The organism is Flavobacterium sp. 9, from assembly GCF_002754195.1.
Classification (GTDB): domain Bacteria; phylum Bacteroidota; class Bacteroidia; order Flavobacteriales; family Flavobacteriaceae; genus Flavobacterium.
Window position 1 is genome coordinate 4,650,547 of record NZ_PEEU01000001.1, and the last position, 22,350, is coordinate 4,672,896.

The window sequence follows — 22,350 nt, forward strand, 5'->3', positions numbered from 1 at the left end:
AGAAATGCTGAAATTATCAGATTGTTATTTCGGACTCATTTAATTGCTAAATTGGTGATTTTGGTATTAAAAAATTACAGTTTTGATGAATCTTAAGTAAAAGCAGAACATTTCGGAAAACGGAAATACTACAGTTGCTTAAAATCATTTTGGTTTTGCTTGTTTTTGTATGAAAAATTGTATTTTTGACTAAAATGCAAAAGACATATAACAAATGTGAGATACATTGTTTAATATGTTTTTTACTTGTTGTTTATTATTACGCTTAATCATTATCTTTGAATTATGAGCACACTTACAAAACCAAATCATATAGGGCGAAAAATTAGCCGTATTCGTGAACTTCGTGATATGAAGCAAGAAGCTTTGGCGCAGGCTTTAGGAACAAACCAACAAGCTATATCGGCTATTGAAAACAGTGAAACGATAGAGGAAGAAAAATTGGTAGAAATTGCAAAAGCTTTGGGAGTAAGTGTAGAAGCAATTAAAAATTTTTCAGAAGAAAATATGATTAGCTATTTTAATACTTTCCACGATAATAGTATCAATAACGGTCATTTGGGACATAATAATAATTGTACTTTCAATCCATTAGATAAATTAATTGAAACTTATCAGGAAAAAGAAAAGCTTTACGAACGTTTACTACAAGCTGAAAAAGACAAAATCGAATATTTGGAAAAACTATTAAAAAAATAGAAAACCAATCTTTCATTAAAATACAAACCGATGCTTTAAGAGTGTCGGTTTTTTTATTTTGGGCGTGCCCCGCCGAAAAAGGCGGGTCGGGCTATCCGCTGCAAGTCCTCGCACTTCCTTCGTCAGGCTGTGGGCTTTCCACTTCTATCCCTCACGCAAACCGTAAAATGAGAAATTTTTGTTTATTAAGCGCGATTATCTCCACAATCTTGTCATTTCGACGGAGGAGAAATCACACGCGGGATTCGGCAAAGATTGGCGATTTTGATTGCGTCCCGCGTGTGATTTACTTCGTCTGTTCGCTATCTTTTTTGTTCCATCGGAACATCTCATCGGTAATCAAATAAACACGGCATTTTTGACGTTCCGTAGGAACGTTTGATTTTATAAATAATGACATCAAAAACACATACATATTAGACGCACAATTTGTCAAACGTCCTTACAGGACGATATTTTTCACAATCTATTTTTTTTCTACCGATGAGATGTTCCGATGGAACAAATTGTTGCTGATTACTCAATCTTGTCATTTCGACCGAAGGGAGAAATCACACTCGGGATTCGGTAAAGATTGGCGATTTTGATTGCGTCCCGAAGCTCGACAGTAATCCGTAGAGTTTGTCATTTCGAGGAACGAGAAATCTTCGTAAGAAACTCGGCAAAGATTGACGACTTTAGGAACGGAGTTACTCACGAAGATTTCTCCTCCGTCGAAATGACAAGATTAAGCTGATAAAATCCGTTTTAATCCGTGTTTTCGCAAAGCGAATCCGCGTCATCCGCGTTCAATATTGTCGCCAATCTTTGCCGAATCCCGCGTATGATTTCTCCCTTCAGTCGAAATGACAAGATTGCGAATATTTAGATAACGTAAACCTTTGTCAAAGTTTAAAACTTTGACAAAGGTATTCACGGTTCTATTTGACAGAGCAAGAAAGCCAAAACTAAACGAAAATATTGTTATGAAAACAATTGCCCTAGCCCCGATAGTCCCGAAGTGTCGGGAGAAAATCCTTTTGTGCCGGTCCCGAGGCTTCGGGAGGCACAAAAGATTGAAACGTCCCGAGACTTCGGGAGCGGGATTAGCTCCTGAAAAAGATCACGCAAAATATTTTAAAAATCAGGCACAAAAAAAACTCGTTTCAAATAAATGAAACGAGCTTTTTTATAACAAAGAGATAAATGATTATCTTCTTTTATCTTTAATCTTAGCTTTTTTACCAGTAAGTTCTCTGAAGTAGAAAATTCTAGCTCTACGTACAGCTCCTTTTTTGTTGATTTCAATTTTCTGTAAAGCTGGTAAGTTTACTGGGAAGATACGCTCAACTCCAATTGCACCTGACATTTTACGGATAGTAAAAGTTTCTGTGTTACCAGAACCTCTTCTTTGAATAACAACTCCTTTGAAAAACTGAGTTCTTGTTTTTTCACCCTCTTTAATTTCGTAGAAAACTGTGATAGTATCTCCAGCTCCAAAAACAGGGAAATCTTTTTTAGCAACTAATTCGGTTTGAACGAATTTCATTAAATCTGCCATGATATCTTATAATTATGGTTTTTATATAGAGCAACATTCACGGATCTCGCCAGAGGTTAGTCTAATTCGGGTGCAAATGTAGAAAATAATTATGAATTATAAATTGTTAATTGTAAATTATTTTAAGTTGTTGATAAAATGGCTGTTAAGGTGTTTTTTTGTTTCAGGTTTCAAGTTTCAAGTTTCCTGCATTACGCAATCCAAACTTGAAACCTGAAACAAAAGAAACCTGAAACAAAAAATTTTTATCTTGGTTGCTGTTGTGTAACGCAATGAATCATTCCTCCATTTGCATATAAATTGCGAACATCAATACCAATTACTTTTCTGGAAGGATACAAATTCTGAATCAATTGATTTGCAACGGCGTCATTTGGATCATTGTAATTAGGAACTAAAACAACGGTATTTCCAATATAATAGTTTACATAAGAGCCTTTGTAGCCTAATTTTTTGCCATAAGTTGTTACAACATCATTCTTAGACAATGGCAGTTTTACAAAAGTATAATTTTTGCCATTTATGTCTTTTGAATTGTACAGAGTTGTAACGTCATTTTCTGGAACTTCCCAATACAACAAATCGTTTTCATTCATGGTTACGATTGTGTTTGTGTTGCCAAAACGTGCAAAACCATCAATGTGCATGTCTGTAATTTCTCTTCCTGCTTTTCCGTCAAGCCAAATAAAATGTGTTATTCCTAAATACTTTCTAAAATTTGCTTCGGCTTGTTGCTGCGTCATTCCGGGATTACGATTCGAATTTAATATCGCGCTTTTGGTGGCTAATAAAGTTCCGTTTCCGTCTATTTCTACAGCGCCGCCTTCATTAATCATTATGCTATTTAAATCTACAATTGTCGTTTTTTGATCTTTTGCAATTTGCGAAGGGATAGTATTGCAATTTTTGAAAGCTGCTTTTTTGCCCCAACCATTAAATCCCCAATCCTGAATTACCAATTGATTGTTTTTGTCTTTTACATAAATAGGGCCATTATCTCTGATCCAAACATCGTCGGTTTTAAAAATTTTAAATTCTATAGTTGCTAAAGAAACCTTTGCATTTTTCAATAACTCAGTAATTCTGTTTTTTTCAGTTGTATCGTAGGCAATTATATGAACTTTTTCGCTTGTTGCTAATGATTTCGTCATGGCAATCCACGTTGTATCTAAATCATTTCGATAATCAATTCCATATTGATATTGATGTGGCCATTGAAGCCAAGTTCCTTCATGTGGTGCCGATTCTTCGGGCATTGTATACATAATTTCGGTATTTTTTGATTCATCCGGTTTTGCTATTGCTTCGTCTTGCTGACAAGAAGAGAATAGAGGCAATAATAATAGGGTTAGAAATAATTTATTCATCTTAGTTGTTGTTAATTAAGTGTTTAGTGTCATTTTATACCGGTATTTTGACAGTACAAATGTATTTCTAAAGTATAATTGCACAGTTGTCCAAAATGGACAAGTTAAAGAAGAGGAATAAAAATCGCCGTAAGATAATTTGATGGAGTATCGCAATTTCCGTTGTTTGTAATATAATGTTCAATTACAGGCAAATGAGAGAACTCGAAATTGTTGTTTAAAAACCATTTTCCGAAGATTTGCTGATATGTATCTTCTAAGGTTTCGTAACATCCATGATGAAAAAAACGAGCATATCGACCTCCAAAAATCTTTTTTATCGGAAGGTTTTTAGTGATAGTTTCCGTAACAATGCAAGCTTCGTAAGTACATTTAGTTTTTTCGGTAATCACAATATCATCTGTTATAATGCCGAAGAAATCTGTAATAGGTTCAGAAAATTCATTTTGTAATAGCGTATCCCAAAGATTTTCTATTTCCGGATTGATATAAGAAGTTTTACAACTGGAATAATAAACTGTTTTTTCGGGAATAAAAAGAATCTCAGGTTCTAAAACAGGAGAAATAGTTTGTTGCGGATGAACGTCGTTTAATAAAAGTTCCTTTTGATTTCGCGCAACAGAAGGCGAACAATTGAAATGTTTTTTGAAAGTTTTCGAAAAAGACTGCACATCGGCAAATCCTACTTCAAGCGCAATATCTGAAATTGGCGCATTCGAATACAAAAGTTTTTTATAGCCGTTTTCTATTTTCAATCGGGTTTGATAAGCGCCAATTGTTTCCTTAAATAAAGAATAAAAAACGCGTTGCAAATTTCGATAAGAGTAACTGGAAATATCTTCAAGAGAACTTATTGAGATGACTTGATTGTAATTCATCTCAATAAAATTCCGTGTATTGTAAATACGTTTTAGATTAAAATCACTCATTATTTTCTAGTATTCAGTGTTCAGTATTTTAGTGTTCAGTATTCGACATGATAAGACTGAATACTAAAAAAAACTGAATACTGACCACTTTTTCTAATGTCCTTCAAGCAAATCAGGTCTTCTGTTCTTTGTATGTTCAAAAGCCATATCCTCACGCCATTTGTCAATTTTAGCAAAGTGACCGCTTGTTAAAACCTCAGGAACTTTCCATCCTTTATAATCTGCAGGTCTTGTATATATAGGTCCTGAAAGTAAATTATCCTGAAAACTATCTGTTAATGCTGAAGTTTCATCGCTTAAAACACCAGGAATTAATCTAATTAAAGCGTCTGATAAAACCAAAGCGCCTAATTCTCCACCAGATAAAACATAATCACCAATCGAAATTTCTTTCGTAATAAAATGATCACGAACGCGCTGATCTACACCTTTATAATGTCCGCATAAAATGATAATGTTTTCATACATCGACATTGTATTGGCCATTTTTTGGTTCAAAGTTTCCCCGTCTGGCGACATATAAATGATCTCGTCGTATTCACGTTCGCTTTTCAAATGTGTGATACAAGCGTCAATTGGCTGAACAGTCATAACCATTCCGGCGCCTCCTCCAAAAGGATAATCGTCGACACTTTTTTGTTTGTTCGTAGTATAATCACGTAAATTATGAAAATGAACTTCAACCAGACCTTTGTCTATGGCGCGTTTCATGATCGAAGCCTCAAACGGACTTTTTAATAATTCCGGCAAAATCGTTATAATATCAATTCGCATTTTTTTTCTTCAAATAGTTCTAAGCGGCAAAGATACAAAGTTAATATTTGAGAATTTTAAGATTTTAAAATTCAAATAATTGCTGTCTAAAAATTTGTAAAAGATAATCGATTGTTTTTTAATTTGTTTATAATCAGATTGATGTGATTGTTGTTATTGTGAGTTTTGGAGTAATTTTAGTATATTTAAAATGTTTTTTAGAATAATTTAAAACTAAAATAAGATGAGAAAAATAATAATCGTTGTTGCAGTTTTTATTTTTATTTCCTGTAATAACCAAAATCAGTCAAAAATGATAGATACTAGTCGGAATGAAAAATTGATAAAACAATACTTTGATTATTTTAATAATCATGATTGGAAAAAGATGTCGGAAATGTATATAGAAACGGCAGAATTCAAAGATCCATCTTTTGGAAAAGGAATTGTAAAACAATCGCGTAAACAAACGGAAGATAAATATGCTGAACTGAATAAAATTTTCCCTGATTTACATGATAAAGTAATTCAGATTTATGCTTCCGGAGAAAATCATATTATTGTAGAGTTTATTTCGACTGGAACCGCGCCTGATAATTCAAAATTAGAATTGCCTATTTGTACTATTTTCACAATTGACAACGGATTAATTACCAAAGATTTTACGTATTTCGATAATTTTGAAGCAGATACAACCAAGAAATAGATATTGGAAAAAGATTAAAAAATATTTGACAGAAAAAATCAAAGTAGAAAATTAGAATAGTTGTTTTTTCAATATATTTAACAAAAAAGTAGATGAAGAAAATAGCTATTCTTATTTTTATAATATTCTGTTCCTGTAATAAAGAAAAAGCAAAAGAAACTCCAAGAAAGATTCCAAAAGAAACTCCTGCGGAAGCTTCATATTTTAAGAAAATCAAAAGTAATGACGTTAAATTGCCTACACCAGTTTATGGAGATTGGTTGCATTCTCGTAAAGAAAAAGGACAAACTTTTGAGCAATATTTTAGATCCAATCATATCGTTCCAACAAAAGAGGCGAACATTATTTACATTCGACCGATTGGGAATTTTACTTCTTTGCAAAAGAAACAAATTCAGCTTACAAATGAATATTTAGAAATTTACTTTCAATTAAAAACAAAAACTTTAGAGCCTATTTCGAATGATGTAGTTCCAAATTCTTCTAGAAGGATGATGTCTGATCATGAACAGTTATTGGCAGGTTATCTTTTAAATGATGTTTTAAAAGAAGAAGAACCGGTAAACAGAATTGCTTTAATGGGACTTTCAGAACTGGATTTGTATCCTAAACCGGAATGGAATTATGTTTTTGGATTGGCTTCTTATCGTGATAAAGTTGGCGTGAGTTCAATTTACAGATTACAGGATGGGAAATTAACAGCTGAAAATTTTAATCTGTGTTTGTCACGATTGCTAAAAATAAGCTCTCACGAAATTGGACATATGTTTGGTTTGCATCATTGTACGAATGCAAATTGTGTTATGAATGGTACGAATAGTATGGATGAAACGGACAGACATTCGATAAGATTATGTTCTGTTTGTCAAAGAAAATTGAATTCTTGCATTCCATATGATAATAAAAAAAGATTAACGGATTTAGAAAAATATTTTAAAAAGAATGGCTTAAGTGATGAATCTGAATTGATGAAAAAAGACATTACAGTGATTCAATAAACGGAAATGAAAAAAATAAAAATTCTTGCTATAACTGGCAGTACGAGAAAAAATTCAAGCAATTATAAAATTCTAAAATATATTTCAGAACATTTAAAAACGGATTTTGAAGTTGAAATTTTCGAAGACTTAGCTGAGATTCCTCATTTTAATCCGGATTTAGATACAGAGAATCCGCCAAAACAAGTTGAGGTTTTCAGAAATAAAATTATCGAGGCTGACGGAGTTATTATCTGTACGCCGGAATATGTTTTCAGTTTACCCGGAAGTTTAAAAAATGTTTTAGAATGGTGCGTTTCAACTACAATTTTCTCGAATAAAAAGACAGGATTAATAACCGCTTCTGCTTCGGGAGAAATGGCGCATGAACAGTTAATTTTAATAATGAAAACACTCGAAGCTAAATTTGAAGAAAATACACAACTTTTAATACAAGGCGTTCGCGGAAAAATTAATGAAGAAGGAAAAATTATAAATGACGAAACTAATATTGCGCTTCAAAAGTTTATATCTAATTTCGAAAATCAATTTTAGTATTCCAATTTACAGCAATTAATTCTCTCGTTTTAAAATAAAATATGATCACAAGAAGAAACTTTTTAATCAATACCAGTTTGGCTGCAACGGCAGTTTTAGCCTTGCCATCATTAGCATTTACTATGGATAAAAAAGAAATAGGTTTGCAATTGTACACTTTAAGAGACGAACTTCCGAAAGATGTGAAATCGACTTTGGCAAAAGTTGCAGCTGCAGGATTCACAACTGTTGAAACGTATGGTTTTTCTATTAAAGATCAATTCTGGGGATTATCTCCAATTGAATTAAAGAAAATATTAGACCAAAACGGACTTAAAGCTGTAAGCGGACATTATAACTTGGGAAGCTTTTTAGCGGATGGAAATACAACAGAATTGAAAGCTGCAATTGAAGCCGCTACAATTTTGAAAAGTGAATATTTGACAATTCCGTGGGTTGATGAACCTTTGAGAAGGAATATTAAAGATTATAAAGTTATCGCAGCGCGATTAAATGAAGCTGCTAAAATGTGTCAGAAAGTAGATTTAAAATTGGCGTATCACAATCATGATTTCGAATTTCAAAAACACGACGGAATTACCGGATATGAAATTTTATTAAAAGAAACAGATAAAGATTTGGTTCATTTTGAGTTAGATTTATATTGGGTTGTTCGCTCAGGAAATAATCCGGTTCAATTGTTTAATGAAAATCCGGGACGTTTTAAAATGTGGCATGTAAAAGATATGGACAAACTAAATCCAACTTTGAACACAGAAATTGGTTCAGGTTCAATTGATTTTAAAACCATTTTTAAGGAATTAAAACAATCCGGAATGAAACATTTTTTTGTAGAACAAGAGAATAATTACAATCCAAACCCTTTTGATTCGATTAGAACAAGTTGTGATTTTATTTCTAAAAAATTGGTTTAGAATTAAATCAGCTAAAAAAAATATACAAATTCAATTAAAAACAGATATGCAAAGTTTCGGGACAAGCAAAGAATTTATAAAAGGAGATGAAATAGAGTGGGAAGTAGTTGGTGAAGGAATCAAACGCAAAATTCTGGCTTTTGATGACAAGGTAATGCTGGTGAATGTTCATTTTGAAAAAGGCGGAATTGGTGTTTTGCATGAACATTATCATTCTCAGGTAACTTATATTTCCAGCGGAAAATTTGACGTTACGATTTCGGACGTTACGCAAACATTAAAAGAAGGCGATAGTTTTTATATTCCGCCTCACGCGATTCATGGCGTTGTTTGTTTAGAAAGCGGAATGCTTACAGATGTTTTTAGTCCTGCAAGAGAAGATTTTTTAAAATAGAATTAAATAAAGAAAATCATTAAGTATTCTTTTAATCGGTATCAATTTTTAGAATATAGATGACGAAGATTTATACTGATTTTATGCAGTCGTAAGGTTTTAGAAATCAAGATAATCTTTAAGAAAAAGATCTAATTGGATTCCGGATTTGAAAAATTTATAGATTTTTTAAAGTTTTGGTAAAAATTAGATTGGTATTTTTGCAAAATGAATTTATCCAAAACGAATGTCTTATTTATGGCAGCTTGCACTGGACTTATAGTTGCAAATCTGTATTACTGCCAACCTTTAATTGTTTTAATTGCCAACGAATTTAAAATTCCAGAAGCCAGCGCGGGTACAATCACGTATCTAACGCAAGCTGGTTATGCGATTGGTTTGTTTTTTATGGTTCCGCTAGGCGATAAAATAGAACGTAAAAAGCAAATTTTAATTACCACTTTTGCTTCTGTAATTGCGCTAATTCTTGCAGCTACGGCAAAAAGTTTTTTCCTGTTGCAAATGGCTTCTTTATTAATCGGAATTACGTCAATTGTTCCGCAGCTTATTTTGCCTTTGGCAGCTTCTTTGAGTGCGCCGGAACAACGAGGAAAAGTAGTTGGAACCATTATGAGCGGATTGCTTGTTGGTATTTTACTTTCAAGAACTTTAAGCGGATTCATTGGACAAGTTTTAGGATGGAGATCGATGTTTTATATCGCCGCCGGAATTTGTTTGTTGATCTTTTTTGTAATTCAAAACAAATTTCCAGTAAATAAACCTCAGTTTCAAGGAACTTACGGTCAATTGATTCAATCTCTTTTTACACTTATAAAAACGCAACCTGTATTACGTGAAGCTACAATTATTAATGTGTTTAGTTTTGCACAATTTGGAGCTTTTTGGACCACAATGGTTTTATTGCTTTCCGGAGCGCCTTTTCATTTTAATAGTGCTACAATTGGTTTATTCGGGATTGTAGGTGCTTCTGGAGCTTTAGCAGCGCCATTAGTGGGAAGATTAGGAGATAAAGGAGGTTCGAGAGTCGCTGTAGGCTATGGATGTCTGTTGATATTACTTAGTTTTATAATTTTTTATTTCTCAATAGAAAGTGTCATCGGAATCGCGATCGGAATTGTATTTATTGATATAGGAATTCAAGGTGTTCATATTTCAAACCAAACCCGAGTTTATTCATTGCTTCCAGAAGCGAGAAACAGACTAAATACTGTATTTATGTCGTTTAGCTTTTTAGGAACTGCTGCCGGATCTGCTTACGGATTATTGCTATGGAAACTTGGCGGATGGCACGCTGTAGCTATTGGCTGTGTGGGATTGTCATTACTCTCATTTGTAGTTTACGGTCTTACTTATAAATCAATCCCGAAGCCTCGGGATAAAAAATAGAAAGCACAAATTGATATAAAATTAATTTGTAAATTTGCAATCAAATTAAAAATAACAACAATGGAAAACGGAATATACGCTAAATTCAACACTGGTAAAGGTTCGATTTTAGTAAAACTTACACATGATTTAACACCAGGAACCGTAGGGAATTTTGTAGCTCTTGCAGAAGGAAATATGGAAAATAAAGTAAAACCTCAAGGACAAAAATTCTATGATGGATTAACATTCCACAGAGTAATTCCTGATTTTATGATCCAAGGTGGTTGTCCAAAAGGAACTGGAACTGGAGATCCTGGATATAAATTTGATGATGAATTTCACCCAAGTTTAAAACACGATCGTCCGGGAGTTTTAGCAATGGCAAATTCAGGACCTGCAAGTAATGGTTCTCAATTTTACATTACTCACGTTCCAACTTCTTGGTTAGACGGAAAACATACTGTTTTTGGTCACGTAATCGAAGGTCAGGATGTTGTTGATGCTGTAGCTCAAGGTGATTCTCTTGATAATGTAGAAATTATCAGAGTTGGAGAAGAAGCTGAAAAATTCAATGCTATTGAAGCTTTCATCGCTTTAAAAGGTGCTCGTCTAAAAAGAGATGCAGCTTTAAAAGCAGAATCTGAAGCAAAAATGGAGCAATTAGCTGCTGGTTTTGATAAAACTGATAGCGGTTTACGTTACAAAATGATCCAAAAAGGAGACGGTAAAAAAGCTGAAGCTGGTAAAACAGTTGCAGTTCACTACGAAGGATCTTTAGAAAACGGAAAAGTTTTTGATTCTTCTTACCCACGCAAAAAACCAATCGAATTTAGATTAGGTCAAGGTCAGGTTATCGAAGGATGGGACGAAGGTATTGCTTTGTTACAAGTTGGAGATAAAGCTCGTTTTGTAATTCCATCTGATTTAGCTTATGGAGCTTCAGGTGCAGGAGGAGTTATTCCACCAAACGCAACTTTGATTTTTGACGTTGAATTAATGGACGTAAAATAAGAAATTTAGATACAATTTAGTATTGTTTTAAATAGTAATCCCATATGTTTCTGCATATGGGATTTTTTTATATTTACTTCAAAAATAAGTAAAACGATGAAATCAAAAATCTTAATCCTAGCAGCTGTATTGTTGTTTGTAGTTTCGTGTGGTACTAAAAAAGCAGCTCCAGCTACACCAGCAACTCCAGCGGTGACTGAGGCAGCAAAACCTACAACATTAACGCCTGAATTGGCAGAAGGAAAAAACTTGTACGAGAACAGTTGTGCAAGATGTCATAAATTGTATGACCCAAAGAAATTTAGTCAGGAAGATTGGAAACCAATTTTAGTAAGAATGCAAAAGAAAGCGAAGTTAGATGATACGCAAATGACTTCAATATCAAATTATATAACTTCTCAATTATAAGAAGTTGTTTCAGTAGATTCAATAAAACTATTCAGTAAATTTAATTTTATTGGATAGTTTTTTGTTTAAAATAGAACATAAAAAAACACCTTCACAAAATGAGGTGTTTAAAAAATTAAGAAATATTTTCAGAAGTATTGCTGACAGCAACTATTTTTAAAGTTTTTATTCCAGCCGGCAATTCCCAGTCAACTTCGTCATTTTCTTTAAAGCCAATAATAGCAACGCTTAAAGGTGCTAAAATTGAAATTTTACTTTGTTTTACATCTGCAAATGAAGGTAAAACGATCTGAATTTTCATTTGTTTCTTAGCTTTTACATCTTCAATAGTAACATAAGAATTGATTCTCACGATGGAATTGTCTAATTCGCTTTCTTTACTAATTATTGCGCGATCTAATTCTTGCGAAAGCTGATTTGCTTCTTTTGTATTTGTAGAATTTTTACTTTTTAAAATCAATTCCCTTAAGAAATGATAATCTGTTTTACAGAAAGTGGGTGTTGGTTTCATAACTATATGTATTTATTATTATTATTATTATTATTATTACTTATTGTTTAAACGTGTTGAATTTTAATGTTTGACAGGTAACAAGTACAATTGTTTTTCAAATCGCATTATGCAATTGAAATGAAATAAAAGACTATGTTTTGGAAATTTTAATTGAAAAAACCACGAAATTATTCGAGAGAGTATTTACTCTTTCAAATAAAATAAATGATTAAAATTTGGTAAAAATCCTCCGCCTGAAAGAAGAAATTGAAATAGACGGAGGCCTAATTAATAAAGGCCTTACTATGTGAAATAAATGTAGCAGTAAGTGGTTTTCTTTTTAAAGAAAACAACAGGATTATTGCTGTAAATATATTTATAGTGCTCACAATGAGAATATTTATTGATTTGCAAATATAGGAAAAGTTTTCGGAAAAACCAGAATTTTTACTTCCATTTGATATTACAGCCAATACTTGGTTTTTGAGGCTCCTTCAGATTTCGGTTATAAATAAGAGAATCAATTGCATTTCGCAAATCACTTCCGCTTAACGGAATTCCGTTTCCAGGTCTTGAATCGTCCAGTTGGCCACGGTAAAATAAGCGATCCTGATTGTCAAATAAATAAAAATCAGGAGTACACGCAGCTTCATAAGATTTGGCAACTTCTTGGCTTTCATCATACAAATAAGGAAAATCTATTTTATTCTGAAAAGCAAATTCTGTCATTAATTCAGGAGAATCCTGAGGAAATTTCTCTACATCATTACTGGAAATTGCAATTACGCCAAGTCCTTGTACACGATAATCATTGGCAATCATAACGATTTCCTTAATTACATGAAGTACAAATGGACAATGATTGCACATGAAAATTACAAGCGTACCTTTTGATCCCTTCAAATCTTCATATGAGTATTCATTATTAGAATTGGTATCTTTTAATTTAAAGCTCGGAGCAATCGTTCCAAGCGGAATCATATTTGAAGGTGTACGTGCCATTTTTACAGAAATAAGTTCTTCAAAAATAACTTTAATATTCTGTAAAAGAAAGTGTACAGGAGTAATTATTATTTACTTTCTGTTTTATTGGATGGTTTTAACTTTTGCCACAGATTTTCATAAGATTGTAAGTTGGTCAGTAGGAACTTAGAAAATATAGTAATCTGTGGCATTTGTTTATTTAGGAATTTAGAAACTCTAATAAATCTTTGTTTAGTTTGTCTTTATGCGTATAAAATAGTCCATGTGGAGCGCCTTCATAAACAATAAAAGTATTGTTTTTTATTGCTTTGGATGTTTTTTCAGAGCTGACTTCAATAGGGACATTTTTATCATCGGTTCCGTGAATTATTAATGTTGGAACTTTGATTGTGTGAAGCTCGTCTCTAAAATCGGTATAGTTTAAAGATTCTGCACATTGCAATGTTGCTCTAGGCGAGGCTGTTGCACATAAATTTCGGTAATGTTCTAACAAAGGCGTACTTAAAGGTTTATTGATAATGTTGACGCCAAAGAATATTTTTCCAAAATTATCCAAAAAGCCAATTCGGTCTTCATTTATAGACGCGGCTGTTGCTTCACTTTTCTCTTTTGGACGACCTTCCGGGTTATCATCAGTTTTTAATAAAAATGGAACTATTGAAGAAATTAACGCTGCTTTTGTAACGCCTTTTCCGCCATAACGGCTAAAGTAACGTACAACTTCGCCACCGCCCATTGAGAAACCAACCAGAGTTACATTTTCTAACTGAAGCTGCTCGATAATTTCTTTTAAATCATCTGTCAAAGTATCATAATCATATCCTTCATAAGGTTGTGATGATTTGCCAAATCCACGGCGATCATAAGCGATTACGCGATAATTATTCTGAACCAGAAAATCAATTTGATACTCCCACATTTCGTTTGAAAGCGGCCAGCCATGAATCAAAATTACAGGATTTCCTTTTCCGTAATCTTTAACGTATAGCTTTACGTTTTTATCAGTTTCAATATATTTATCGGTATTTAATTGCTGAAGATCAAAGTCAGAATCTCTAAGAGAAAGGCTGGTGTTTAGAAGACTATTTTCCATTTTATATATTTTTTTAATATTGCTTCATGAGTTGATATGTAAAATTAGAAGACGAACAAAAAAAACGGTTATAGAATTAGTGGGAATAATTACAAAATTTATAGGTTTGTAAAAGAACAAATATTGAAACAAAAATGGATTTAACCTGGAGCGAATTTGAAAGAACCGATATGCGTGTCGGAACCATTATTGAAGTAAATGATTTTCCCGAAGCAAGAAAACCGGCTTATCAGCTTACAATTGATTTTGGTGCCGAAATTGGAATCAGAAAATCATCAGCACAAATAACAACACATTACAAAAAAGAAGATTTATTAAACCGACAAATTATATCAGTCGTAAATTTTCCCAAAAAACAAATTGGAAAATTCATGAGCGAATGTCTGGTTCTTGGCGCAATAGGCAAGGAGGGAGACGTTATTTTATTAGCTCCCGATTTTAAAATAGAAAATGGACTTAGGATTGGGTAGTTTTTAGTATTCAGTCGCAGTTTTCAGTTTTCAGTTTTTTGCCGTGAATTTGTTTACTTGTGCTATTAAATTTTACCGCAAAGTTCGCAAAGATTTTACGCAAGGTTCGCAAAGTTTTATACAAAGCTTTGTGAACTTTGCGGTAAAATTTCCGCCATAAATTAGTCTCGATTTTAAACTAAGAAATCTTCTCAATTAATTGCTGTAATATTAATTGTCCTTCTTCCCAATATTTTAAATCAGAATCTGAATTAATATGCCCTTGCTGTCCGACGTTTACAAAATCACTTCCCCATTTTTCGGCAAAATATTGTTTTCTTTCGAAAGAAGCATAAGGATCATTTTCGCTTGCGACAACTATTGAAGGAAATGGTAATTTTGAAATTGGCATTGGCGCAAAATTCCGAACAGATTCCGGAGTGTGTTGAGGTGAATCTACATCAGCGGGAGCGACCAATAATGCGCCTACAATATTCTTGTTTGTATTTGCTGCTGCCCAATGTTGTACTAATGAAACTGCCAAACTATGCGCGACCAAAATAGTTGGGCGATCAAGTTTTGCAACTTCTTCGTTTAAGCGTTCGATCCATTCTTCGCGAATAGGTTCGTCCCAATTGTCCTGAACTAAACGAATAGAATTTTTAAATTTTTTATGCCAAAAGGTTTGCCAGTGTTTTACGCCAGAATTTCCTAATCCGGGTAATATTAATAAGTTTGTTTCCATTGCCGTGGATTTTATTTAGAGATTATTTTTTGTGTTCCTTTATAATTCGGTTTACTTCGTTTACAAGAAGTGGAAAACCAGGTTCTGTCATTCCGTGACCATAACCGTCCAGTTCATAGAGTTTGGTTTGTTTATGTCCAACTAACTTCATCATGCGCGCCATATATGCGTTTTCTTCATATCGGCCCAGCATTTCCATTTCGCGATCTCCGGTAATTAATAAAAGTGGCGGCGCATCAGCGCGAACATAAAACAATGGAGCAAAAGCATCAATAGTTGGCGTAGTATCAGGAATTCCGTTTTCTTTTCTAATTTGAAAATGCGTAATACATTGTCCGCTAAACGGAATTAATCCAGCGATTTTATTCGCATCGATTCCTTCTTTTTGAAGCCATTTTTTATCTAATCCAATCATCGAAGTCAGATATCCTCCAGCAGAATGCCCTGACACGAAGATTAAAGAAGTATCTCCGCCATAAGACGCGATATTGTTAAAAGCCCAAGCAACGGCAGCAGCGGCATCTTCAATAGCTTTTGCGGCTTTTACTTTTGGTGCTAGTCTATAATTCACGCCAATAATCGCAAAACCTTTATTTTTTAAAGCTTCCGGAATTTCTTTATTGCCACCGGTTAATCCTCCGCCATGAAACCAAACAATGGTAGCGAAATCTTTTTTATTTTTCGGATAATAAATATCAAGAACACAGCGTTCGTTAATATAACTGTCAGACTTATTGGTTGCTGCGTTATAATATTGAATATTTGATTTTGTTTCGTATTCTAAGTTTTGAGAAAATGAAGCAATCCCAATAAAGAATAAAACAAGTAAGAGGATTATTTTTTTCATTTTAAAATTTTGAATTATATCAACTAGTTTTAGATCGTTTAAATAATCTAAAATCTATCCCGAGGCTTCGGGACTGCAATCTAAAATAATAAATTTATATATAAAAAAAGTCCAAAATGCGGGACATATTGGACTTGTACTTTTAAAAAAGTTATATTCGACTAAATATCGTCAAAATCAATATCAGTAAAACTAGTTCTTTGCGTTTCCGGCTTATCAGAACCGTATTCTTTTTTGAAATCTTTTTGGTGTCTTTCAGAAATTACTTCTTCGCCTTTGTGGTTCAAGACATATGAAGTCATTTCTTCTAGTATTTCGGCAAAAGCACTAAAATCTTCTTTATACAAGTAAATTTTGTGTTTTTTAAAATGAAAAGAACCATCTTCTTCAGTAAATTTTTTACTTTCGGTAATCGTGATATAATAATCGTCAGCTTTAGTAGCTCTCACATCAAAGAAATAAGTTCTTCTTCCTGCTCGTAATACTTTAGAAAAAATCTCTTCTTTTTCTAACATGTCATTTTCTCTCATAATACGTTCTATCATTTTTTGGAATTAATAGTACTCAAAAATCATAAAAATTTATCTATTACGCAACATTTAAAGTAATTCTTTTTCCGAAAGTTGTTTTAAATATAACGATGAATAATAGCCTTCCTGATTTATTAATTGATTATGAGAGCCTTGTTGTATGATTCTTCCGTCTTCTAAAATGATTATTTTATCGGCATTCTTAGCCGATGAAACTCGATGACTGACTATTATTGTAGTTTTATCTTTACAAATTTCGAATAAATTACTTAAAATCGTTTCTTCGGTTTCAGTATCTACTGCAGACAAACAATCGTCGAAAAGTAAAATAGCCGGGTTTTTAATAATCGCACGCGCAATAGATACACGTTGCTTTTGTCCGCCCGAAAGTGTGATTCCTCTTTCTCCTAAAATGGTATCATATTGTTTGTTAAAAGCAATGATATTGTCGTGAACCATAGCGCTTTTGGCTGCTTCTTCAACTTCTTCGTCAGTTGCATTTTGATTCCCAAATTTGATATTATTTTTAATCGTATCCGAGAATAAAAAAGCATCCTGAGGCACAATTCCAATGTTGTTTCTTAAGTCATTTAAATTTAAAGTACTTATTTCATTTTGGTCAATTGTGATTCTTCCTTCTGTAACATCATATAAACGAGAAATCAATGATAATATTGTGGACTTTCCAGAACCTGTTTTTCCAAGAATTGCCAATGTTTCTCCTTTTTTTACTGTAAAAGTGACATTTTTCAGCGCTTGGATATTAGTATCTTCATAAGTATAACTCACATTTTCAAAAGCAATAGAACCTTGAATATCGGAGTGATTTTCGTTGTTGTTTTTGATTTCCGGTTCAATTTTCAAAAATTCATTCAAACGTTTTTGAGAAGCTTCTGCTTCCTGAACCATTGACGAAACCCATCCTAAAGAAGCTACAGGCCAGGTTAGCATATTTACATATAAAATAAACTCAGCAATTGTACCAATATTTGCAATCGTTCCGTTGATGTACATTACACCTCCAAAATAAATTACCACAAGATTACTAATTCCGATTAAAGCAATCATCAAAGGTCCAAATAACGATTGTACTTTGGCTAAATCTAAGCTCTTCTTTTTGCTTTCATCGGCAAGAGCCACCATATTATTCTGATGTTGATTTTCTAAAGAATAGGCTTTTATAACACGAATTCCTGAGAATATTTCTTGTGAAAAACTCGAAACTTTTGACAGATATTGCTGAAAAGTAGTGCTTCGTTTGTTGATTTCTGAACTCAGTTTAAAAATGCAATACGATAGAATTGGCAATGGCAAAATTGTATATAAAGTCAACAATGGCGAAACATTATACATATATATAATAACGATCGCAAAACGGATAAAGGTATTTATCGTGTACATAACCGCCGGACCAACATACATACGAACCTTAGAAACATCTTCGCTGATACGATTCATTAAATCTCCTGTTCGGTTTTGCTTGTAAAAGTTTTGCGAAAGATTCTCGTATTGTTTGAAAACCTCATTTTTTAAATCAAACTCGATATGACGCGACATTACGATTAAAGTCTGACGCATTAAAAAAGTTAGGAAACCCGCGACAATTGTAGTAGCTATGATTAGCAGTACGTTATGAATTAATCCTTCGCGATAAGTATCAATAATTGCCTGCGAGGTTTGATCTGCTTTTGGCAGTTTATCAAACTTCTCGATCGCGTTTAAAGACTTGCTAATTAGCTTTGGAGTAAATAAAGAGAATATTTGTGCGATTATGGTGATTAAAATTCCTAAAGAGAAACTATATTTATATTTAATGAAATATTTGTTTAAATAGCTTAATTCTTTCATTTTTTTAAGAGATTCAATGTTGAAATGTTTGGATTTTATAAATTAATATGAATTAAAGTTAGTGTAATTTATAATTTAATCAGAACAAATCGATTGTTTAATTGTTATTTTAAAGATAAAAAATTAGCACATATGCATTTTTTAATTATGTTTGAGATGTCTTTTTGACAAATTCATAATTTTAACTAATAAATACTATAGCTATGGATGCAACTTTCGCAACTGGAAAGGAACTTCAAAAAATGGATCCGGTTTTTGGTCAATTATCTTTTGACGATCACGAACAAATTGTTTTTTGCAATGACAAAGATACAGGTTTAAAAGCAATTATTGGTATTCATAATTCAGTTATGGGGCCAGCTTTGGGAGGTACTAGAATGTGGAATTATAATACTGAATGGGAAGCATTAAACGATGTTTTGCGTCTTTCAAGAGGTATGACATATAAATCTGCGATTACCGGACTTAATATTGGTGGTGGTAAAGCAGTAATTATTGGTGACGCTAAAACGCAAAAAACTCCTGAGTTAATGCGTAAGTTTGGTGAGTTTGTTCACTCTCTTGGTGGAAGATATATCACTGCAGAAGATGTTGGAATGGAAACTAAAGATATGGACACTGTTAGAGATGTAACGCCTTATGTTACTGGAATCTCTGAAGAAAGAGGTGGTTCTGGAAATCCTTCTCCTGTAACGGCTTATGGTGTTTATTTAGGAATGAAAGCTGCTGCTAAAAGTCAGTTTGGTACTGATGTTTTAGACGGTAAAAAAGTTTTGGTTCAGGGAATTGGTCACGTTGGTGAAGCTTTGGTTGAGTATTTAACTAAAGAAGGAGCGATCGTTACAATTACAGATATCAACGAAGAAAAATTATATCAGGTCGCTCAAAAGTATAACGCTACAATTTATACAGGTGAAGATTTATATACCGCAGATGTTGATATTTATGCGCCATGTGCAATGGGAGCAATTATCAACGATAATACTGTAGATAAAATTAAAGCTAAAGTAATTGCCGGAGCTGCGAATAATCAATTGGCTGACGAGAATGTTCACGGAGCGAGATTGCAAGAAAGAGGTATTTTATATGCGCCGGATTTCTTGATCAACGCTGGTGGAATCATCAATGTTTATGCTGAATTAGAGCACTACGGTAAAGCTGAAATCATGTCTAAAACAGAAAATATCTATAATACTACTTTAGAAATTATTGATTATGCTGTAAAAAACGGAATGACAACGCATAAAGCTGCGCTAACAATTGCTCAAAATCGTATCGATTTGAGAAAAATTGAAAATGCTAAGAAGTAATTAATTTCAATTTATAATATTAAATCTCAGTTTGCAGTTTGGTCTGTAAACTGAGATTTTTTTTTAATAGTTATTCTTCGACTGTTTACTAAATACTGATAATGGATCACTGTAAATGGAGACTCATCGCTGAATTCTGAAAACTGACCACTAAAACGATGACTTTTTTACGAATTAATTTTAATATAAGGATTGAAATTCCTAATTTTGCAGACTAATTTTTAAATGTTCTTACAAGGTGGTAAATAGAAGACACATACGCGTTAAAGTAATGCAATCCATTTATGCAATGCATCAAAGCGGTTCTGATAATATGGAAAAAGAAGAGAAGTTTCTTTTTTACAGCATAGATAATATTCAGGACTTATATCTTATAATGCTTTCTTCATTAATTGAAATCTGCAAAAAAGAATCTGTTTTTTTACATCTTTCAAGCAAAAAACATCTTGCAACTGCTGCAGAACGTAATCCAAATGAAAAATTCGTTAAAAACAAAATTTTTCAACTTCTTGCCGAAAGCAATTCTCTTAGCATCGCTTTAGAAAATCGTAAAATCAACAACTGGTCATTAAATGACGATTATATCATTTTGCTTTTAAATGATATTAAAGCAAGCGACTTGTATGCAAAATACATGAGCACAACTACAAATACTTTTGAAGAAGACAGACAATTTGTAATTGATTTGTTTGCTGATGTAATTGTTCCTAACGAAAAATTATACGAGTATTTAGAAGATGATAAATTGACTTGGGTTGATGATATTCCTGTTGTAAATACACATATCATCAAACAATTGAAAGCAATCAAAACAGAAGATCCTGACGATTTTAGAGTGCCAAAATTGTATAAAGATGTTGAAGATAAAGATTTTGCTAAAGACTTGTTCAGAAGAACAGTTTTAAACGAATCTATTCTGGCAAAAGAATACGATGATAAAACACCAAACTGGGACAGCGAAAGGATTGCTGAAATTGATACTATTATCTTGAAAATGGCAATTTGTGAGTTCTTGAAATTTCCTTCGATTCCAGTAAAAGTAACTCTTAACGAATATTTAGAAATTGCTAAAGAGTATTCTACACCAAAAAGTAGTATTTTTATCAACGGAATTTTAGATAATCTTGTTAAAGAGCTTACCGCTAATAAAAAGATGATTAAAGTTGGACGTGGGTTAATGTAAGATCTGAGAAATCTCAATTTTATTAATGTCACTCTGAGCGTCCCGAAGCTTAGGGAGAAGAGCTAAAAACATAAATATTAATAACAAAAATAAAAACTGAATACTATGCAAGATTTAATGAAATTTGCGCCTTATTTACTAATGTTTGTCGTGTTGTATTTCTTTATGATCAGACCACAACAAAAAAGAGCAAAAAACGAAAAAGAATTTGAAAGCAGCCTAAAAGTAGGTGATAAGATAATTACAAAAAGTGGTTTTCACGGTAAAGTAGTAGAGCTTGCAGAAACAAGTGCAATTATCGAAACTATGTCTGGAAAATTAAAAATTGAGCGTTCAGCTATTTCTATGGAAATGAGCGCTGCTTTGAATAAAAAAGCGTAATTTTTTTTAGAAATTCTAATAAAATATAAATCCCCAATTCGTTTAGAATTGGGGATTTTTTTTGTTTTAAAGTACACGCGATCTTGTCATTTCGACGGAGGAGAAATCTTCGTAAGTAGCTCGACAAGATTGTGTGTTATGATGTGTAAATACTTCGTGAGGTTGCTTCGTTCCTCGCAATGACTCGTTTTTGTGTGACAAAGGTCTCTATTGTAATTTGGCACTTCTCCCGAAGTTTCGGGACGCTCAGTGTGACATCAATAATTTAAATTCTATCTGTATTTATCATTCAATCCCAAGTTATTTAAAATCATTGGAATTACTTTCTCGATTCTTGATAACTTCGTTTTCTCTTGTTTAGCACTTTCAATATATTCCAGAAACTCATATTGCTTATAAGGACTGAATTTTTGAAAAGCTTCTGCTAAAGCTGGATTTTGATCCATTTCTTTTTGGAGAAGTTCAGAGATTATAGCTTCTTTTTTAGAAGGTTTTATAACTTTTCCTTGCTTTTCATTTTCAATTGCTTCAAGAATGTATTCTAAAACTTCTTTTTCGTTTACTTCTTCTTTTGATGTAAAACGCCATTGACGCATGGATTTTGTTTTGTCTTCCTGAGCATTGATTAGTCTTTTTTTTTCGTCTTTTAGAAAAACTCCATTCAGAAACCAAATCGCAAAATAATTTTTAAAACCGCCAATCCCAATAACATTTCTTTTGTTGTAAACATAAATTGGGCCGCCCCATTTTATGGTTTCAACAAGTTCGGTTTTGTCAATAATTGATTTCAGGAAAAGAAGTTCTTCTTCCCAGTTATTGACTTTGTCCCAAACGTGTTTTTTATCAGAATTAGCTTCTTCCAA

At 32.8% G+C, this 22,350-nt stretch carries 25 protein-coding genes; 13 read left to right on the forward strand and 12 right to left on the reverse strand.

Features of this window, described 5'->3' with window-relative positions; translation table 11 throughout:
* Window positions 1–285 precede the first annotated feature (285 nt).
* Window positions 286–699, forward strand: coding sequence for a helix-turn-helix domain-containing protein (locus tag CLU81_RS19330; protein WP_099711287.1), 414 nt, complete (start codon window positions 286–288; stop codon window positions 697–699).
* A gap of 1,189 nt (window positions 700–1,888) precedes the next feature.
* Here the strand turns inward: CLU81_RS19330 and rplS are convergent.
* The 4 genes from rplS to trmD all read right to left on the reverse strand — a co-directional run bounded on the left by rplS (window position 1,889) and on the right by trmD (window position 5,309).
* Window positions 1,889–2,239: a 50S ribosomal protein L19 gene (rplS, locus tag CLU81_RS19335; protein ID WP_007804248.1), complete on the reverse strand. Its 351-nt coding sequence runs from the start codon at window positions 2,237–2,239 to the stop codon at window positions 1,889–1,891.
* Between the two features lie 245 nt (window positions 2,240–2,484).
* The gene (locus CLU81_RS19340; RefSeq protein WP_099711288.1) at window positions 2,485–3,606 is read right to left on the reverse strand and encodes an agmatine/peptidylarginine deiminase; all 1,122 of its coding nucleotides are present in this window, start codon (window positions 3,604–3,606) and stop codon (window positions 2,485–2,487) included.
* 104 nt (window positions 3,607–3,710) lie between these two features.
* Window positions 3,711–4,535 carry a GyrI-like domain-containing protein gene (locus tag CLU81_RS19345; protein ID WP_099711289.1) on the reverse strand — a complete coding sequence of 275 codons (825 nt, stop codon included), beginning with the start codon at window positions 4,533–4,535 and terminating at the stop codon, window positions 3,711–3,713.
* Between the two features lie 93 nt (window positions 4,536–4,628).
* The gene (gene trmD / locus CLU81_RS19350; protein WP_099711290.1) at window positions 4,629–5,309 is read right to left on the reverse strand and encodes a tRNA (guanosine(37)-N1)-methyltransferase TrmD; all 681 of its coding nucleotides are present in this window, start codon (window positions 5,307–5,309) and stop codon (window positions 4,629–4,631) included.
* Between the two features lie 223 nt (window positions 5,310–5,532).
* Between trmD and CLU81_RS19355 the strand changes: the two genes are divergently transcribed.
* The 8 genes from CLU81_RS19355 (at window position 5,533) to CLU81_RS19390 (ending at window position 11,624) form a co-directional block, all read left to right on the forward strand.
* Complete coding sequence (locus tag CLU81_RS19355; RefSeq protein WP_099711291.1) at window positions 5,533–5,994, forward strand: nuclear transport factor 2 family protein; 462 nt, start codon at window positions 5,533–5,535, stop codon at window positions 5,992–5,994.
* Between the two features lie 92 nt (window positions 5,995–6,086).
* Window positions 6,087–6,992, forward strand: a complete 906-nt coding sequence (locus CLU81_RS19360) for a Zn-dependent protease (protein WP_099711292.1) — start codon at window positions 6,087–6,089, stop codon at window positions 6,990–6,992.
* Between the two features lie 6 nt (window positions 6,993–6,998).
* Window positions 6,999–7,526: an NADPH-dependent FMN reductase gene (locus tag CLU81_RS19365; RefSeq protein ID WP_099711293.1), complete on the forward strand. Its 528-nt coding sequence runs from the start codon at window positions 6,999–7,001 to the stop codon at window positions 7,524–7,526.
* A 44-nt stretch (window positions 7,527–7,570) separates the two neighbouring features.
* On the forward strand, window positions 7,571–8,443 hold the full coding sequence (locus CLU81_RS19370) for a sugar phosphate isomerase/epimerase (RefSeq protein ID WP_099711294.1): 873 nt from the start codon (window positions 7,571–7,573) through the stop codon (window positions 8,441–8,443).
* Between the two features lie 46 nt (window positions 8,444–8,489).
* Window positions 8,490–8,837: a cupin domain-containing protein gene (locus tag CLU81_RS19375; RefSeq protein ID WP_099712810.1), complete on the forward strand. Its 348-nt coding sequence runs from the start codon at window positions 8,490–8,492 to the stop codon at window positions 8,835–8,837.
* A gap of 237 nt (window positions 8,838–9,074) precedes the next feature.
* Entirely contained in the window at window positions 9,075–10,223 is a 1,149-nt protein-coding gene (locus CLU81_RS19380) for an MFS transporter (RefSeq protein ID WP_233209736.1), read from the forward strand.
* Window positions 10,224–10,283: 60 nt separating this feature from the next.
* Window positions 10,284–11,216 (forward strand): peptidylprolyl isomerase, encoded by a 933-nt coding sequence (locus tag CLU81_RS19385; RefSeq protein WP_099711296.1) that lies wholly within the window; start codon window positions 10,284–10,286, stop codon window positions 11,214–11,216.
* Between the two features lie 96 nt (window positions 11,217–11,312).
* Window positions 11,313–11,624, forward strand: a complete 312-nt coding sequence (locus CLU81_RS19390) for a cytochrome C (RefSeq protein WP_099711297.1) — start codon at window positions 11,313–11,315, stop codon at window positions 11,622–11,624.
* Window positions 11,625–11,739: 115 nt separating this feature from the next.
* Here the strand turns inward: CLU81_RS19390 and CLU81_RS19395 are convergent, their stop codons facing one another.
* The 3 genes from CLU81_RS19395 to CLU81_RS19405 all read right to left on the reverse strand — a co-directional run bounded on the left by CLU81_RS19395 (window position 11,740) and on the right by CLU81_RS19405 (window position 14,194).
* Window positions 11,740–12,135, reverse strand: coding sequence for a GreA/GreB family elongation factor (locus CLU81_RS19395; RefSeq protein WP_099711298.1), 396 nt, complete (start codon window positions 12,133–12,135; stop codon window positions 11,740–11,742).
* A gap of 429 nt (window positions 12,136–12,564) precedes the next feature.
* A complete protein-coding gene (locus CLU81_RS19400) occupies window positions 12,565–13,119 on the reverse strand; it encodes a thioredoxin family protein (RefSeq protein ID WP_099711299.1) in 555 nt (184 codons plus the stop codon).
* Window positions 13,120–13,300: 181 nt separating this feature from the next.
* On the reverse strand, window positions 13,301–14,194 hold the full coding sequence (locus CLU81_RS19405) for an alpha/beta fold hydrolase (RefSeq protein ID WP_099711300.1): 894 nt from the start codon (window positions 14,192–14,194) through the stop codon (window positions 13,301–13,303).
* A gap of 134 nt (window positions 14,195–14,328) precedes the next feature.
* Here CLU81_RS19405 and CLU81_RS19410 point away from each other — a divergent pair, with 134 nt between their 5' ends.
* Complete coding sequence (locus CLU81_RS19410; RefSeq protein WP_099711301.1) at window positions 14,329–14,664, forward strand: tRNA-binding protein; 336 nt, start codon at window positions 14,329–14,331, stop codon at window positions 14,662–14,664.
* A gap of 178 nt (window positions 14,665–14,842) precedes the next feature.
* Here the strand turns inward: CLU81_RS19410 and CLU81_RS19415 are convergent, their stop codons facing one another.
* The 4 genes from CLU81_RS19415 to CLU81_RS19430 all read right to left on the reverse strand — a co-directional run bounded on the left by CLU81_RS19415 (window position 14,843) and on the right by CLU81_RS19430 (window position 18,613).
* The gene (locus CLU81_RS19415) at window positions 14,843–15,388 is read right to left on the reverse strand and encodes an alpha/beta hydrolase (RefSeq protein ID WP_099711302.1); all 546 of its coding nucleotides are present in this window, start codon (window positions 15,386–15,388) and stop codon (window positions 14,843–14,845) included.
* A 22-nt stretch (window positions 15,389–15,410) separates the two neighbouring features.
* Complete coding sequence (locus CLU81_RS19420) at window positions 15,411–16,235, reverse strand: alpha/beta hydrolase (protein WP_099711303.1); 825 nt, start codon at window positions 16,233–16,235, stop codon at window positions 15,411–15,413.
* 161 nt (window positions 16,236–16,396) lie between these two features.
* Complete coding sequence (locus CLU81_RS19425) at window positions 16,397–16,765, reverse strand: PUR family DNA/RNA-binding protein (RefSeq protein ID WP_055098480.1); 369 nt, start codon at window positions 16,763–16,765, stop codon at window positions 16,397–16,399.
* 69 nt (window positions 16,766–16,834) lie between these two features.
* The gene (locus CLU81_RS19430; RefSeq protein ID WP_099711304.1) at window positions 16,835–18,613 is read right to left on the reverse strand and encodes an ABC transporter ATP-binding protein; all 1,779 of its coding nucleotides are present in this window, start codon (window positions 18,611–18,613) and stop codon (window positions 16,835–16,837) included.
* Window positions 18,614–18,816: 203 nt separating this feature from the next.
* Here CLU81_RS19430 and CLU81_RS19435 point away from each other — a divergent pair, with 203 nt between their 5' ends.
* The 3 genes from CLU81_RS19435 (at window position 18,817) to yajC (ending at window position 21,487) form a co-directional block, all read left to right on the forward strand.
* Window positions 18,817–19,923, forward strand: a complete 1,107-nt coding sequence (locus CLU81_RS19435; RefSeq protein WP_099711305.1) for a Glu/Leu/Phe/Val dehydrogenase — start codon at window positions 18,817–18,819, stop codon at window positions 19,921–19,923.
* 271 nt (window positions 19,924–20,194) lie between these two features.
* On the forward strand, window positions 20,195–21,106 hold the full coding sequence (nusB, locus tag CLU81_RS19440; RefSeq protein WP_099712811.1) for a transcription antitermination factor NusB: 912 nt from the start codon (window positions 20,195–20,197) through the stop codon (window positions 21,104–21,106).
* Window positions 21,107–21,211: 105 nt separating this feature from the next.
* The gene (yajC, locus tag CLU81_RS19445) at window positions 21,212–21,487 is read left to right on the forward strand and encodes a preprotein translocase subunit YajC (protein ID WP_099711306.1); all 276 of its coding nucleotides are present in this window, start codon (window positions 21,212–21,214) and stop codon (window positions 21,485–21,487) included.
* A gap of 272 nt (window positions 21,488–21,759) precedes the next feature.
* On the opposite strand, the gene CLU81_RS19450 is transcribed toward yajC, so the two are convergent.
* On the reverse strand, window positions 21,760–22,350 hold the full coding sequence (locus CLU81_RS19450; RefSeq protein ID WP_099712812.1) for a YdeI family protein: 591 nt from the start codon (window positions 22,348–22,350) through the stop codon (window positions 21,760–21,762).